At 66.8% G+C, this 15,590-nt stretch carries 13 protein-coding genes; 1 reads left to right on the forward strand and 12 read right to left on the reverse strand.

Annotation, left to right across the window (positions count from 1 at the left end):
• Nucleotides 1-82 precede the first annotated feature (82 nt).
• From HMPREF2791_RS05875 to glnA, 3 genes are all read right to left on the reverse strand, one after another.
• Nucleotides 83-1,018 (reverse strand): TDT family transporter, encoded by a 936-nt coding sequence (locus HMPREF2791_RS05875; protein WP_083290316.1) that lies wholly within the window; start codon nt 1,016-1,018, stop codon nt 83-85.
• Nucleotides 1,019-1,172: 154 nt separating this feature from the next.
• Nucleotides 1,173-1,772, reverse strand: coding sequence for a VIT1/CCC1 transporter family protein (locus HMPREF2791_RS05880; protein ID WP_083327916.1), 600 nt, complete (start codon nt 1,770-1,772; stop codon nt 1,173-1,175).
• 76 nt (nt 1,773-1,848) lie between these two features.
• A complete protein-coding gene (glnA, locus tag HMPREF2791_RS05885) occupies nt 1,849-3,315 on the reverse strand; it encodes a type I glutamate--ammonia ligase (RefSeq protein WP_371335895.1) in 1,467 nt (488 codons plus the stop codon).
• A gap of 45 nt (nt 3,316-3,360) precedes the next feature.
• On the opposite strand from glnA, the gene HMPREF2791_RS05890 reads away from it, so the two are divergent.
• Entirely contained in the window at nt 3,361-3,837 is a 477-nt protein-coding gene (locus tag HMPREF2791_RS05890; RefSeq protein ID WP_070844723.1) for an RDD family protein, read from the forward strand.
• Here the strand turns inward: HMPREF2791_RS05890 and HMPREF2791_RS05895 are convergent.
• The 9 genes from HMPREF2791_RS05895 to sucB form a co-directional block, all read right to left on the reverse strand.
• Complete coding sequence (locus tag HMPREF2791_RS05895; RefSeq protein WP_083327917.1) at nt 3,834-5,123, reverse strand: threonine/serine exporter family protein; 1,290 nt, start codon at nt 5,121-5,123, stop codon at nt 3,834-3,836. The genes HMPREF2791_RS05890 and HMPREF2791_RS05895 overlap by 4 nt on opposite strands.
• A complete protein-coding gene (locus HMPREF2791_RS05900; RefSeq protein ID WP_070844787.1) occupies nt 5,120-5,911 on the reverse strand; it encodes a DUF4191 domain-containing protein in 792 nt (263 codons plus the stop codon). The genes HMPREF2791_RS05895 and HMPREF2791_RS05900 overlap by 4 nt, the downstream gene beginning before the upstream one ends.
• A 42-nt stretch (nt 5,912-5,953) precedes the next feature.
• Complete coding sequence (lipA, locus tag HMPREF2791_RS05905; protein ID WP_070475747.1) at nt 5,954-6,997, reverse strand: lipoyl synthase; 1,044 nt, start codon at nt 6,995-6,997, stop codon at nt 5,954-5,956.
• A gap of 5 nt (nt 6,998-7,002) precedes the next feature.
• Nucleotides 7,003-7,788 (reverse strand): lipoyl(octanoyl) transferase LipB, encoded by a 786-nt coding sequence (gene lipB / locus HMPREF2791_RS05910; protein ID WP_070475744.1) that lies wholly within the window; start codon nt 7,786-7,788, stop codon nt 7,003-7,005.
• 35 nt (nt 7,789-7,823) lie between these two features.
• The gene (gcvH, locus tag HMPREF2791_RS05915; RefSeq protein WP_070844724.1) at nt 7,824-8,210 is read right to left on the reverse strand and encodes a glycine cleavage system protein GcvH; all 387 of its coding nucleotides are present in this window, start codon (nt 8,208-8,210) and stop codon (nt 7,824-7,826) included.
• A gap of 2 nt (nt 8,211-8,212) precedes the next feature.
• Nucleotides 8,213-9,286 carry a glycine cleavage system aminomethyltransferase GcvT gene (gene gcvT / locus HMPREF2791_RS05920; protein ID WP_070844725.1) on the reverse strand — a complete coding sequence of 358 codons (1,074 nt, stop codon included), beginning with the start codon at nt 9,284-9,286 and terminating at the stop codon, nt 8,213-8,215.
• Between the two features lie 12 nt (nt 9,287-9,298).
• Entirely contained in the window at nt 9,299-12,112 is a 2,814-nt protein-coding gene (gene gcvP / locus HMPREF2791_RS05925; RefSeq protein WP_070844726.1) for an aminomethyl-transferring glycine dehydrogenase, read from the reverse strand.
• Nucleotides 12,113-12,186: 74 nt separating this feature from the next.
• Nucleotides 12,187-13,887, reverse strand: a complete 1,701-nt coding sequence (locus HMPREF2791_RS05930) for a dihydroxyacetone kinase family protein (protein ID WP_070844727.1) — start codon at nt 13,885-13,887, stop codon at nt 12,187-12,189.
• A 70-nt stretch (nt 13,888-13,957) separates the two neighbouring features.
• The coding region (gene sucB, locus HMPREF2791_RS05935) for a 2-oxoglutarate dehydrogenase, E2 component, dihydrolipoamide succinyltransferase (RefSeq protein WP_070844728.1) at nt 13,958-15,590 on the reverse strand (1,633 nt) is incomplete at its 5' end.

Below are 15,590 nucleotides of genomic sequence, written 5' to 3' on the forward strand. Positions count from 1 at the left end.
GGGCGCAATGGAGCTGCTCTTCGACTAACCCCTGAAACACCAAAACCCGCCCCAAAAGGGCGGGCACATCGGCATGCCGTTTTTACCTGCGCCCTTCAAGCACCCAGGAGATGAAGCGGCCGGAGCACAGCGACCAGTGCACGATGAGTAGCAGCGGAATGGTCAACGCAACGACGTCGAGCCAGTGCGAGCCATTGACCAACGCCACCTGGTGCCCGCCCATGCTCACCGTGCCCGGCGGGAAGGTGCACGACCACCAGGCAGGCGAGTACTCCACCCAGCGCGCGACGTTGGGGTAGAAGTTGAACATCGCCCAAATAGCCAGGGGGATGGCCAACACGAGTGCGACGTAGCCGTAGTAGATCGAGAACTTGCCCGGGTAGAGGATCTGCATCGCGGTGGTGGACTGGCCGATCACGCCCAGCGGCACCCACGCCGTCGCCGACAGCGGCCCCGAAAGGTCCACCTTGCCGTGCCACGCGGCCCAGTACACGCGCGCGAACGTCGGCACCGCGGTGAACAGGGACATCAGGAAGAACACGGTACCCAGCACGTGGTAGAACTGCCCGTAGTCGCGGGCGAGCCAGCCGGCCACCGACGCGGAAATCATCGGGCCGACCAACGGCAGGCCCCAGGTGAACTTCGGCGCGCCCTCAAAGCGGCTGAGCTGGATAGCCCAGGTGATGACGGTGACGGGGGCGCCGACCCAGAAGCCGATGAGGCGGTAGACGCCTTCGTCGGTAAGCCCGGAAAGCGCGGCCCCCAGTGCGAGGATGCCGATGAAGAACATCGACCATTCCGCCATAGTGGTGCGCTGGAAACTGGGGTGGCGGTAGCGCGCGAACCCGAACACGAGCACGACGAGGATGAAGCACGCGATCGCGGCGAAGACTGCGGAGAAGAACTTATGGTCCATCTCCACGAGGAGTCGCGACACGATCGAGGTGCCCATGAGGCTGCCGCCCCACGCGGGGCCGGGCGGTGGCAGTTGGCGGAACTTGTCAGTCACTCCGCGCATGGTAATCCCTTTTGTGGGAAGGTGCGCGCACGGCCTCCCGGTTAGCCCCCGTTGCACCACAACGGCCCCAGCAGCACGAAAACCCGACCTGCGGTTTTGCACCGATGTGGTCGGGTTCCGGTTGGGCAGGTCACTGTCGGACCGCGGTGTGTTTCTAACCCACGTTCGCGCCGAACAGCGAGCCGATGGCGAACGTCGCCGCCAGCGCGATGGTGCCGCCGACGACGATGCGCGTCACCGAGCGCGCGACCGGGGCCTCGCCGAGCTTCGCGGACAGCGCGCCCGTCAACGCGAGCGCCACCAGGGTGAGCACGAAAATGGCGGCGATGCGCCAGGATGCGGGGGCGAGCAGCGCCGTCGCAAAGGGCAGTGCGGCGCCGAGTAAGAACGACAGGAACGATGCGATGCCCGCGGACCACGGGTTGACCTGCATCTCCTCGGCAAGTCCCATGGCGCGCTCGGAGTCGCGCTGCGAGGACACCGAGACGTATTCGCCCAGCGCCATCGACACCGCGCCGCCGATCACGGCGGCGAGGCCGGACATCGCGATGGTGGTCGCATCGGACGTCGCGCCCGCCACGCCGACGACCACGGCGGCGGTGGAGACGATGCCGTCGTTCGCCCCGAGCACCGCGGCGCGCAGGCGGTTCAGCCGCTCGCCGGTGCCGGGCTCATGCCTATCGACGCCACCTTCCGCCGTACCCGGACAATCCGCCGGGCAGTCGGGGTGGGGGCGGTTCATCAGATCGGTCATGGCCCAATCATCGCCCAGCCCGATTACCCCCGCAAGGAAGTTCGCCCTGCCTTACTGCAGGTCAGGGTATGCAAACCTAGCAGTCGAAGTAGAGCTCGAACTCCTGCGGGGTAGGCCGCAGGCGCACCGGGGTGATCTCGTTGTCGTACTTGAGCTTGATGTAGGTCTCGATGAGGTCGTCGGTGAACACGTCGCCCTCGGTGAGGAAGTCGTGGTCCTCCTCCAGGGCCTTGAGCGCGGCTTCGAGGGAGGTCGGCGCCTGCGGGATGTCCTTGGCTTCCTCCGGCGGCAGCTCGTAGAGGTCCTTGTCCACCGGGGCATGCGGCTCGATGCGGTTCTTGATGCCGTCGATGCCCGCCATGAGCATCGCCGCGAAACCGAGGTAGGGGTTGCCCGACGGGTCCGGCGCGCGGAACTCGATGCGCTTGGCCTTCGGGTTCGCGCCGGTGATCGGGATGCGGATCGCGGCGGAGCGGTTGCGCTGCGAGTACACCAGGTTGATCGGTGCCTCGAAGCCCGGCACGAGGCGGTGGTAGGAGTTCAGCGTCGGGTTGGTGAACGCCAGCACGGCGCCGGCGTGCTCGAGCAGGCCGCCGATGTACCAGTGGGCGATGTCGGACAGGCCGCCGTAGCCGGACTCGTCGTAGAACAGCGGCTCGCCGTCCTTCCACAGCGACTGGTGGGCGTGCATGCCGGAGCCGTTGTCGCCGGCGAGCGGCTTGGGCATGAACGTGGCGGTCTTGTCGTACAGCGTCGCGGTGTTCTTGATGATGTACTTGAAGTCCTGCAGGTCGTCGGCCGCGTGCAGCAGGGTGTTGAAGCGGTAGTTGATCTCCTGCTGGCCGCCGTTGCCCACCTCGCGGTGGAAACGTTCGATGTCGAAACCGGCGGCGGCGAGGTTGCGCACCATGGCGTCGCGCACCTCGACGGTCTTGTCGTGCGGGGCGACGGGGAAGTAGCCGCCCTTCCAGCGGTTCTTGTAGCCCAGGTTCGGCGAGCCGTCGGCCTCGACTTCGTTGCCGCGGTTCCACCAGCCTTCCTCGGCGTCGATTTCGTAGAACGCGGCGTGGCCTTCCACCTCGTAGCGGATGGAGTCGAACAGGTAGAACTCGGCTTCTGCGCCGATGGAGCAGGTGTCGGCGATGCCGGTGGAGCGCAGGTATTCCTCGGCCTTCTTGGCCACGTTGCGCGGGTCGCGGGAGAACGGCTCGTGGGTGAACGGGTCGTTGACGAAGAACTTCACGTTCAGGGTCTTGGAGCCGCGGAACTGGTCCAGTTTGGCGGTGGCGAGGTCCGGCATGAGGGTCATGTCGGATTCTTCGATGGTGGTGAAGCCGCGGATGGAGGAGCCGTCGAAGGCGAGGCCTTCTTCCATCACGTCTTCGTCGAACATCGATGCCGGGATGGAGAAGTGGTGTTCGATGCCGGGCACGTCGGTGAAGCGCACGTCGATGAATTCCACCTCCTCGTCGGCGATGAATTTCTTGACGTCTTCGATGTTGTCGAAGGACACGGGTGGTACTCCTCGTTGTGTGTCGGACATAAGCGGTTTCAAGTCTACGCGGACCTCCCGCTACGCTTCGGAGGCATGGCTGCTTCTCGACGACAAACCTGGCACGACGGTCCCGAAATCCCCAACCAATTTTCCGGCGAGGACGCCCTGCCGGAGTACCCGGGGCAGTTTTTGGGCATGCCCAAGGAGGGGCAGGGCTCGCAGGCGTCGGTGCTGCGCCGCATGGGCGGGGTGTTCATTGATTGGGCGTTGTGCGCGGTGGCGGCGTCGCTGATTACCGCGAACACGTCCGCGTTGGGGGACCGCTACACCGCGACGTACTTGCTGTGGCTCGTTTTGGGCATCGTGTGCGGCTGGCTGTTCTCCCGCACCCCGGGCATGGCAGCGCTGGGCATGGGTGTGGCGCGTGTGGACAAGGAGGCTCCGGTGGGGCTGTGGCGCGCGGCGGTGCGCACGATCCTGACGGGTTTTGTGCTGCCGGCGGCGCTTGTGGATGCCGACGGCCGCGGCATGCACGACCGCGCCACCACCACGACGGTCATCCGCACTTAGTTGTTGATGGGGCGTTCCTCGCCGACGAGTTCGTGGCCGAAGTCGATGTAGCGGAAAAACGCCCAGTTCGGGTCTGTGAGCATGCGCGCGACGGCGAGCCCGCCGGCGATGAACAGCACCACGAACGACACTTCGGTGAATTTTGACAGCGCGTTGAGGATGTCGCCGTCGGCGAAGTTGTGCACGGCGGCGTAGATGACGGGGCCGGGGATCATCACCACTGCGGCCGGGATGGTCACGGTGGTGCGCGGCACCTTCGCCACCCGGCCCAAGAGCCCGCCGGCGACGCCGATGATTAGCGCGGCGACGAAGGCGGCGAGGTAGGAGCGCACCCCGTCCGCGAGCAGCACGAGCCGCACGGCGTTGGCCGCCATCCCGAGCGTGGCGGCGATGAGGGCCATGCGTCTCGACGAATTGAACAGCAACGCGAAGCAGCCCACGCTGACGAAGCTGGCCAGCGCCCCAGAGACCAGAAACTCCGCTGACCGCGGCACCGCCGCCGACTGCACCTCCGGGGTGCCGGAGAGCATGGCCACCACGGAGACGGTCAGCATGATCACCACGATGATTTCGAGCGCGAAGAACAGTCTCGGGATGCCGGCGGTGAAGTCGAAGCGCGCGAGGTCCACAAACGAGGTGAACAGCGGGAATCCGGGGATCAGAAAGAGCACGGCGGCGATGAAGCCGGGGGAGACCACGCTGGCAAACGGCAGCACCCGGTCGAGCAGCAGGAACGCCGACGAGGCCACGAACGACGCCGCCATCGTGATGCCGATGAGGTTGAAGTGCGCCTTGTGCAACATCGCCCGCACGAGCTGGCCCAGCATCGCCGCCAGGCACACTAGTGCGGCGGTGGCGAGCCCGAACTGGTTCAGTACTGCGAATCCGGCGCAGGCGAGTCCGGCGGCGAACGTCGATAGGCAAAGGCCCCAGCGTGGAGACGGGATGCGCTCGATCTCGTCGAGCACTGCATCGATGACCTCGGGCGTGCGGTAGCTCTGCAACAGCGAGTGCGCGGCGGTCTCCAACGCCTCAATGCGCGAGGCGTTCACCCCCGGCAGCGGCACGACAGACACCGCGGTACGGAACTGCTCGCCCCGGTGGAACGTGCAGCTGATCGTGTTAAACCCGACGATGACGTCGGCGCTGTCAAAGCCCACCGAGCGCGCGCAGCGCTTCACTGCACGGATGACGCGGTAGCCGGACGCGCCGGCGGACAACAGCAAGACGCCGAAGCGAAGACAGGTGTTCGCTTCGGCGTCCATGCCGGGGTTGTGCTCGATCACTTGCCGCCCTTGCGCTCCTGCATGCGGCGCATCTTGCGGTTCATGCCCGCCATGTTCTGCGCCTGCTTCGGCAGCGGGCCACCCGGCAGGCCGGCCGCCTGGGCACCGCGGCCGCGCGAATCCATCGCGTCGAGCTTGGCGGCGAGGTTGTACACCTCGTCCTTCTGGTAGTTCTTCGGCAGCTTGAGCAGGTGCTTCTGCAGGTCGCGGTTGCGCACCTGGCCTTCGCCCTCGCCGGCGTAGACCTCGTAGATGGGCACGCCCGCCAGCAGGCGGTCCACGCGCTTGTGCTCCTTGGCCATCAGGGACTTCAGGCGGTTCGGGTTGCCCTCACCGACCAGCACGACGCCCGGGTTGCCCACCACGCGGTGCACGGTGTCCATGTGGGTGTTGGCCTGCACGCCGGTTTTGGTCTGCCAGACGATGCCCATCGTGTTGCGCATGTTCTCCAGCGTCCAGCCGGCGGCGCCGGGAGTGTCGCCGACCTCGTCGTACATGGACTTTTCCAGGCGGCGGGAGAAGATGAACATCGCCAGCACAGCGCCCAGGACCAGGCCCATGATCAGCCAGAACCACTTCGCGCCGATGAGCAGGCCGAGGAGGAAGAACAGCAACCCGCCGCCCAGCACGCAGGCGAGCATGATGGGGATCAGCGCCTTGTCGCGCTTGCGCTGGATGTCGAACGCCTGCTTCAGCTGGGAGCGGGTTGCTTTGCCCTTGGCGCGCTTCGCGGCGCGCTGTTCTTTCTTGGCGGCTTTCGCCGCTTCCTTGTCCTGCGTCTTAGCCATGGCCATAACTGTATGCCACAGCTAAGACGCGGGCCAAAGACCCTAGCGGGTCTCCACTGGGTGGTCGGCGGATGCGCCGTACTTCTTCAGCAGGGTGGAGGCTTCCTGGGCGGTATCGCCTTGCGACGTCTCCGCCAAGTGCTTCAAGTTCTCCGGCAGCTCGAGGCCGCGGTGGGCCATCGCCTCGACGTAGAGCTTGCCGGCGCGGTAAGAGGAGCGCACCAGCGGGCCGGACATGACGGCGCCGAAGCCCATCTCGTAGGCGGCGTCGCGGTACTCAATGAACTCTTCCGGCTTCACCCAGCGGTCGATCGGGTGGTAGGTCGGGCCGGGGCGCAGGTACTGGGTGATGGTGATGATGTCGCAGCCTGCATCCACCAGGTCGTGGAGCGCCTCGAGGACTTCCTCGCGGGTTTCGCCCATGCCCAGGATCAGGTTGGACTTGGTGATCAGCCCGAAGTCGCGGGCCTGGCGGATCACGTCGAGGGAGCGCTCGTAGCGGAACGCCGGGCGGATGCGCTTGAAGATGCGCGGGACGGTCTCCACGTTGTGCGCGAAGACCTCGGGGCGGGCCTCGAAGACTTCCTGGAGCAGGTCCGGCTTGCCGGAGAAGTCCGGGGTGAGGTTTTCCACGCCGGTGTGCGGGTTGAGCTCGTGGATCTTGCGCACGACCTCGGCGTAGAGCCAGGCGCCCTCGTCGTCGAGGTCGTCGCGGGTGACACCGGTGATGGTGGAGTAGTTCAGGTTGAGGCTCTGGACTTCTTCTGCCACGCGGCGCGGCTCGTCGCGGTCCAGCGGATCCGGGCGGCCGGAGGCGATGTCGCAGAAGTCGCAGCGGCGGGAGCAGCGGGATCCGCCGATGAGGAAGGTCGCCTCACGCGACTCCCAGCACTCGTGGATATTGGGGCAGCCCGCCTCTTGGCACACGGTGTGCAGGCCCGCGCCCTTGACCTTTTGCTTCATGTCCTCGTATTCGGGACCGGTCTTGACGGAGTTGCGGATCCACCGCGGCTTCTTCTCAATCGGTGTTTCGGAGTTGCGCGCCTCAACGCGCAAAAGCTTGCGGCCTTCTGGTGCTACAGTCACGCCACTTACCGTACCTTCCGTGTCAAACCCTTCGAGGGGTCTGGTCGGGTGGCGAAGGTGTGGTCGGCTACGACCAGCTCGCCGGACAGGGCGCGCTTCAGCTCGCGCACCATCGGGGCGGCCATGTCGGCCGGGGTGATGTCGCGGCCGAGCTCGAGTGACAGGGTGGTCACGTCGGCGTCGTCGATGCCGCAGGCGACGATGTGCTCGTAGTGCTCGAGGGTGTTGTTGCAGTTCAGTGCGAGGCCGTGCATGGTCACGCCGCGGGTGATGCGGATGCCCAGGGCGGCAATTTTGCGTTCGCGTGTCGACGCCTCCGGGTCCACCGCCTGCGTCTCCTCCGGCACCCAGACCCCGGAGCGTCCGTCGACACGGCCCGCCGTGGTCACGCCAGCGTCGCGCACGACCTGGATGAGCGCTTCTTCGAGACGGCGCACGTAGTCCACCACGTCCACCGGCTCCGCGAGCTTGATGATGGGGTAGACCACCAGCTGGCCCTCGCCGTGCCAGGTGATGCGTCCGCCGCGGTCCACCGGCACCACGGGCACGGGGTAGGCGGGGTCCGGCATGTCCTCGGGCTGCGTGCGCTTGCCGGCGGTGAAGGTGGAGGGGTGCTCGAGCACCAGCACTGTGTCCGGTAATTCGCCTTTGGCCCGTCGAGAAGCAATGTCTGCCTGGAGGTCCCAGGCTTCCTGATAGTCCACGAGCCCCAGCTCGCGCACGTCAATGGGCGCGGCTGAGGCTCGGATGGATTTGTCGGCGGGGAAAAACGGGTCGCGCGGGGCAGTCATACCCTGCCACCCTAGTCCCCGCCGCCAGGTGGGGACTACACGCCGTTGGAGGAGGCGTACTCGTCGGCGGTCATCAGCGGGCCGACCTCCTCGACCTCCACCTCGAAGAGCCAGCCCTCGCCGTACGGGTCGTTGTTGATGGCCTCGTAGGCGCCGTCGATGTCCTCGTTGACCGCGGTGACGGTGCCGGTGACCGGGGAGTACAGGTCGGAGACGGACTTGGTGGACTCGATCTCGCCGCAGGTCTCGCCGGCGGTGACGGTATCGCCCACCTGCGGAAGCTCCGCGAAGACGACCTCGCCGAGGCGGTCAGCCGCGACGTGAGTGATGCCCACGCGAACGGTTTTACCTGCTGCTTCGTCCGGGGTGGAGTTGATCCACTCGTGGTCCTCGGAGTAGTAGAAATCCGGCTTCAGCTCCATGGTTATGCGTCCTTTCGGGAGTAAAACGGGGTCGGTGCAATAGTAAACGGGTAACGGCGGCCGCGGATGTCGATTTCCACTTCCGTACCCTCTTCAGCGTGTGCCGGGTCCAGGTGCGCGAGCGCAACCGGGTAGCCCAACGTCGGCGACGGCTGGCCGGAGGTGACCACGCCAATTTTCTCGTCGGAGTCTTTCAGAAACACCTCGGCGCCTTCGCGGGCGGCGCGGCGCTGCTCGGAGGTCAGGCCCGCGATGACCACGCTCGGCTCGCGGCCGGAAAGGGCCTCCTTGCCCACGAAGTCCGCCTCCTTCTTGGCAAACGCGCGGCCCATGCCGGCCTCCACCGGGGTGATCTCGGCGGTCAGCTCGTGGCCGTACAGCGGCATCGAAGCCTCCAGGCGCAGCGAGTCGCGCGCCGCCAGGCCGCACGGGGTGCCGGAGCCGATGACGGCGTCCCACACTTTCTGCGCGTCCTCGCTTGCGCAGAACAGCTCGAAGCCGTCCTCGCCGGTGTAGCCGGTGCGGGCGACGAAGGTTTCCACGCCGTCGAGGGTCATCCAGGCGCCGGAGTAGTAGGACAGGGCGGATGCGTCGTCGCTAAGCAAAGGCTCCAGCACCTCGAGCGCGCGCGGCCCCTGGACCGCAACCAGCGCGAACGCTTCCGAATTGTTGGTCAGCTGCACCTCGAAGTCGCCCTTGCGGGCCTCAAACGCGGCCCAGACAGCGTTGGTGTTCGCGGCGTTGGGCACGACCATGAAGTGGTTCTCGCTGAACTTGTAGGTGATCAGGTCGTCCAGGATGCCGCCGTCCTCGGCGACGATCATGGAGTACTTCGCTTTGCCCTCCTTGAGCGCGGAAAAGTTGGAGATGAGCGTGTAGTCCAAAAACGCGGCGGCGTCGGGGCCCTGGACGGTGATCTCGCCCATGTGGGACAGGTCGAAGATGCCGACGTCGGTGCGCACGGCTCGGTGCTCCTCCAGCTCGGAGCCGTACTTCAGCGGCATCTCCCAGCCGCCGAAATCGGTGAAGCTGGCGCCGAGCTTCTCGTGGGTGGCATGCAGCGGGGTTTGTGGCATGGGTTTTCTCCTTTAAGACTCAGTTTCAATGTCGAACGCTTCTGGCGGCGGGCACGCGCACTGGAGGTTGCGGTCGCCGAAGGCTTCGTCGATGCGCCGCACCGGCGAGAAATACTTCGCGTGCACCAGCGAGGCAACCGGGTAGGCGGCCTTCTCGCGGGTGAACTCGTACGGCCACTCCGAGCGGCTCACGCTCGCGGCGGTAAAAGGCGCGTTGTGCACGACGGAATTCTCGTACTCGACCTTGCCGTCGATGATCTCCTGGATCTCGGCGCGGATGGAGCGCATCGCCTCGATGAAGCGGTCCAGCTCGGCCAAGTCCTCGGACTCGGTCGGCTCCACCATCAGCGTGCCGGCGACGGGGAAGGCGAGGGTGGGGGCGTGGAAGCCGTAGTCGATGAGGCGCTTGGCCACGTCGGCCGCGGTGACGCCGGAGGCGTCGGTAAGTTCGCGCAGGTCCAGGATGCACTCGTGGCCGACCAGGCCGTCGTTGCCGGTGTAGAGCACCGGGAAGGAGTCACCGAGCTGGCGCGCGATGTAGTTCGCGCCCAGCACGGCGTGCTCGGTGGCGCTGCGCAGGCCCGCAGCACCCGACATGGCGATGTAGGACCAGGAAATCGGCAGCACGCCAGCGGAGCCGTACAGGGTGGAGGCAACCGGCCCGCCGCCCTCGCCGTCGGCGGCGGTCGGGTCGCCCGGCAGGAACGGGATCAGGTGTTCGCCCACGCCGATCGGGCCCACGCCCGGGCCGCCGCCGCCGTGCGGGATGGTGAAGGTCTTGTGCAGGTTCAGGTGGCTCACGTCGCCGCCGAAGTCGCCCGGGCGCGCGATGCCGGTCAGGGCGTTCATGTTCGCGCCGTCGATGTAGACCTGCCCGCCGGCGGCGTGCACCTTGTCGCAGACCACGCGCACGTCCTCCTCGTAGACGCCGTGCGTGGACGGGTAGGTGAGCATGATCGCGGCCACGGCCTCGGCGTGCTTGTCCAGCTTCGCGTCCAGGTCCTCCAGGTCGATGGAGCCGTCGTCTGCGGTTTTGACCACCACGACGCGCAGGTTCGCCAGCGTCGCGGACGCCGCGTTCGTGCCGTGGGCGGATGCCGGGATGAGGCAGATGTCGCGCTCGGTGTCGCCGTTGGCCACGTGGTACGCGCGGATGGCCAGCAGGCCGGCCAGCTCGCCAGTCGCGCCGGAGTTCGGCTGCACGGACACCTCGGCGTAGCCGGTGATTGCCACCAGCCAGGAGCGGATTTCGTCGATAAGCTCGCGCCAGCCTTCGGTGTACTCGTCGGGGGTGTAGGGGTGCACGTTGGCGAAGCCCGGCCAGGTGATCGCCTCCAGGCCGGCGGTCGGGTTGAGCTTCATGGTGCACGAGCCCAGCGGGATCATCGTGCGGTCCAGCGCGAGGTCCTTGTCGCCGAGCTCGCGGATGTAGCGCATCATCTGCGTCTCGGAGTGGATGCGGTTGAACGTCTCGTGGGTGAGGAATTCGGTGGTGCGCTCCAGCGCCGCCGGGATGCGCGAGGCACCCTCGGTAGCGGAGGCGCCGAAGCCAGCCAGCAACGCCTCCACGTCGGCGTCGGTGGTGTCCTCTCCGAAGGAGACGCCGACGGTGGTCTCGTCGATTGCGCGCACCAGGTAGCCTGCATCCGCCAGCTTTGCGACGACCTCCGGTGCCCCCGCAACCTCAACCGCCACCGTGTCGAAGAATTCGGCGTGCTTGACTTTCACGCCGGCCGCCTCGAGCGACGCGGCGAAGTCCGCGGCACGCTTATGCACCGCACGCGCGATGTCCGTCAAGCCTTCAGGGCCGTGGTAGACGGCGTACATGGACGCGGTGACGGCCAAAAGCGCCTGCGCGGTGCAGATGTTGGAGGTGGCGCGCTCGCGGCGGATGTGCTGCTCGCGCGTCTGCAGGGCCAGGCGGTAGGCCGGGTAGCCCTCGGCGTCCTTGGACACGCCCACCAAGCGGCCCGGCATCTGGCGCTGCAGCTTCTTTCGCACCGCCATGTAGGCCGCGTGCGGGCCGCCGTAGAACAGCGGCACGCCGAAGCGCTGTGTGGTGCCGATGGCGATGTCCGCGCCGAACTCGCCGGGGGACTCAAGTAGCGTCAGTGCCAGGATGTCGGCGTCGACGGCGACCAGGCCGCCGCGCTCGTGGATCGCCTCGATCACCGGACGCGGGTCCACGATGTCGCCCTCGGTGCCCGGGTAGGCGAACACGGCGCCGACGAGGTCCTCGCCGACCACACCCTCTGCCAGGTTGGCCACCTCGACCTCCAGGTCGATCGCGCGGGCGCGCTCGGAGGCGACCTTGATCACCTGCGGGTGCAGGCGCGAATCTAGAAGCACCCGGCGGCCTTTCTTCACCACACGCGACATCAAACCGACGGCTTCGGCGGCGGCGGATGCTTCGTCGAGAAGCGAAGCGTTCGCGATGTCCAGACCGGTCAGATCCTGCACCATGGTCTGGAAGTTCAGCAGCGCCTCAAGGCGGCCCTGCGAAATCTCGGCCTGGTACGGCGTGTAGGCCGTGTACCAGCCGGCGTCTTCCACCACGCCGCGGCGGATCACAGGCGGGGTCAGGGTAGAGGAGAAACCCTGGCCGTAGAACGCGCGCAGCACGGTGTTCTTGTCTGCGAGCTCGCGCAAGCGGGCCTGGGCTTCGTACTCCGTCAACGCCTCCGGCAGGTCGAGCGGCTGCTCCGCCAGAATGCCGGACGGCACCGCGGCGGTGATCAACGCATCGAGGGAATCGTAGCCCAGCGCATCCAGCATTTTCTGCTGTTCTGCCTGGTCTGGGCCGATATGACGGGAGATGTAATCCAAGAGAGGCTCCTTGAAAATCGGGTCGTTATAACCACGCGACAGCTTAGCTGTTTCTCAGCCCCCGAACGCCCGATTTAGAACTCGCCTACACCCGCTTCGCCGAACAGCCACGTCACCGCGATCGCGCCCGGGTCCGGCACGTCCTTTGCGCTCTCGCCGAGGTAGGACGCGCGGCCCTTTTTCGCATGCATGCCGCGGGTCGCCTTCGCGCCTTCGACCGCCGGGGCGGCAACGTGCGCGAGCACCTCGTCGACCGTGCCTCGTGCGTCCTTTGCGGCGCGTGCGGCGGGGGCGAGGGCGTCGATGAGCGTGTTGTCGCCCTCTGTTGCACCGCCGAGCTCCGTGATGGCGTCCACGCCGCGCTTAAGCCCCTCGGCCAGCGCCGTGGCAAACGCATCGCCGTCCGCGTCGCGTGAGTCCACGCCGGCGTTGTCGAACACGTCCGCCATCTGGCGGAAGAACGTGCCCAGCACCGCACCCGAGGTGCCGCCGGCGCGCACCAGCATGCGGTGGGCGAAGAAACTGAGCACCTCTGCATCCGCACCCCGCACAGGCCTAACGACGTCACCAAAGGCCGCCTCCATATTCTGACCGAAGTCGCCGTCGCCGGCCTCGCGGTCCAGGGCGGTCAGGTCGTCGTAGCTGGCGGCGAGGCGCTCAACAAAGCCGGACAGCCACGCGTTTTCCTCGCCGCTGTCCGGCTGGGTTTCGTCGTCGACCATGCGCGCGTCGGCGTACTCGGGGTCCGCGACGGTGCCGGGCCAGGCGGGGGCGGCGGTGTCGGCGTCGATGAGCTGGATCAGCTCGTCGTCGAGCACGGTGAGTGTGAGCGAAATGCCCGCCATGTTCAGCGAGGTCACCAGCGTGCCGCGCATCCCGCGGCGCACCTTCAGCCCCAGTTCCGTCAGCTGCTTGAGCGCCTCGCCGAACACCAGGTCCTGCTCCAGCTGGCTCGTGCCACCCAGGCCGTTGACAAAAAGCATGACGTCGCTGCCCTCAACGCCGGCCTCGCGCAGCGAGGTCAGGATGCCGCCCAGGAGCTCCTCCACCAGGGCCGCGGCGGTCAGTTGCGCGCCGGCGATGTCTCGTCGCTCCACACCCGCCTCGCCGTGGATGCCCACGCCGACCTCGATCTGCCCTTCGCCCAAGTCGAACGTGGCGCGGTCCGAGGTCGGGGAGTGGCCCGGCTGCAGCGCCACCGCCATGCTGCGGGACTGATCCGCCGCGCGCTGGGCAACCTTCGCCACCGCCTGCAGGTCGTCGCCACGCGCCGCGGCAGCGCCCGCGATCTTCTCCACAATCACCGTCGCACCCGTGCCGCGGCGGCCCGGCGAGTCGTCGTTGTCGATCTCGGTGGCCACGTCGTCGTCCACCAGCACCTGCGCCACCTCAGCGTCGGCATGGTTCGCCGCGACGGTGAAGTTCATCACGTCGCCGGTGTAGTTCTTCACCACGTGCACCACGCCCGCGCCGCGGTCCGCCCAGTCGGTGGCCGCGTCGATCTGCACCGCGTTGGGGGAAGTGAACAGCAAACCCGGGCAGGCAGCATCCAACATGCCTGCGCCGATGAAACCGGCGTGCATCGGTTCGTGGCCGGACCCGCCGCCGGAGATGACGGTGACTCGTTGTTCGCCTTTGGTGGCGTCGTCAAGCAAAAGCCCCACGAAGCCCTCGTCGTGCCACTCGGCGCAGGGGTGCGCGGCAACAAGGCCGCCGAGGGCCTCGCGCATGAAGTGGTCGGTGGAGTTACGAAATGATTTGAACGTGTCAGTCATACCGCCACTGTATGCAACAACGACGAAACCCGGCACCTAAAAACGGTGCCGGGTTCAGCGCATCTAGGGCTTAGACGTCGAGGTCAGCCTCGAAATCGCCCTGCTCGATGCGGTCCTTGATCGTGGTGACGAAACGGCCTGCGTCCGCACCGTCGATCAGCTGGTGATCGTAGGTGAACGGCAGGTAGCACATCTGGCGGATCGCGATGGAGTCGATGCCGTCCTCGGTCACGATGACCGGGCGCTTCTCAATCGCGGCGGTGCCCAGGATGCCGGCCTGCGGCGGGGTCAGCACCGGGGTATCCAGCAGCGCGCCCTCGGAACCGATGTTGGTCACGGTGAAGGTCGCACCGGACAGATCGTCCGGACGCAGCTTCTTGTCGCGCGCGCGGGACGCCAGGTCGGTGATCGCCTTCGCGATGTCGGCCAGGTTCATGTCCTGCACCTTCTTGATCACCGGCACCAGCAGACCCATCGGGGTATCCACAGCGATGCCGATGTTCACGTCGGAGTGGTAGGTGATCTCCTTCGCGTCAGCGTCGTAGGACGCGTTGACGTTCGGGTGGGACACCAGCGCCTCTGCCGTGGCCTTGATGAAGAAGGCCAGGTAAGTGATGTTGGCGCCATGCTTCTCGACGAATGCCGGCTTGACCTTCTTGCGCAGCTCCGCAACGCGGGTCACGTCGACCTCCTGCACGTGGGTCAGCTGCGCGGTGGTCTGCAGGGACTCCACCATCTTCGCGGCGGTGATCTCGCGGATGCGGTTCACGCGCTGGGTGGTGCCGATGAGCTCCGCCTTCGCCGGGTCCACGGACTTGGTGGACCAGTTGGCGCGCTCGCCCTTCGGGGCATCCGCCTGCTGCGTCGCCGCGGACGGGGAAGCGGATGCGCCCTCGGCCTTGCCGCTCTCGGCCGCGGCCAGGACGTCCTGCTTGCGGATGCGGCCGCCAACGCCGGTGCCCTCAACCGCGTTCAGGTCCACGCCGTGCTTCTCAGCCAGCTTGCGCACCAGCGGGGTGACGTACGGGACGTTGTCGCCGTTGTTCACCTTGGCGGAAGCGTTCTTGGAGTCAGCCTTGTCAGTCTTCTCGGCCTTCTCAGCCTTCGACTCTTCCTTCTTCGGCTCCGGCTTCTTCTCTTCCTTCGGCGCAGCCTTCTCTTCGACCTTCTCCTCGGCCGGTTCTTCTGCCTCGTCCTCGTCGGCGTCGTCTGCCTCAACGGCGGCGTCGGCGTCGCCGATGATCACGATGACATCGCCGACCTCGACGGTGTCGTCCTCCTCGGCCAGGATCTCCAGGATGGTGCCCTCGACCGGGGACGGGATCTCGGTGTCGACCTTGTCGGTGGAGACCTCGAGCAGCGGCTCGTCCACCTCGACCTCGTCGCCGACTTCCTTCAGCCAGGGGGTGATGGTGCCCTCGGTGACGGACTCGCCGAGCTCCGGCATCTCAACCTTGGTGCCCTCGCCGGAGCTCTTCTTCTTCGGCTCGGCCTTCTTCTCTTCCTTCGGCTCAGCCTTTTCTTCGGTCTTCTCCTCGGCCGGCTCCTCTGCCTCGGCCTCGTCGGAAGCTGCCGCGGCGTCGGCGTCGCCGACGCGGGCGATCACGTCGCCGACCTCGACGGTGTCGTCCTCCTCAGCCAGGATCTCAATCAGGGTGCCAGCAACCGGGGAGGGGATCTCGGTGTCGACCTTGTCGGTGGAG

Source organism: Corynebacterium sp. HMSC034A01, from assembly GCF_001838175.1.
Lineage (GTDB): Bacteria > Actinomycetota > Actinomycetes > Mycobacteriales > Mycobacteriaceae > Corynebacterium.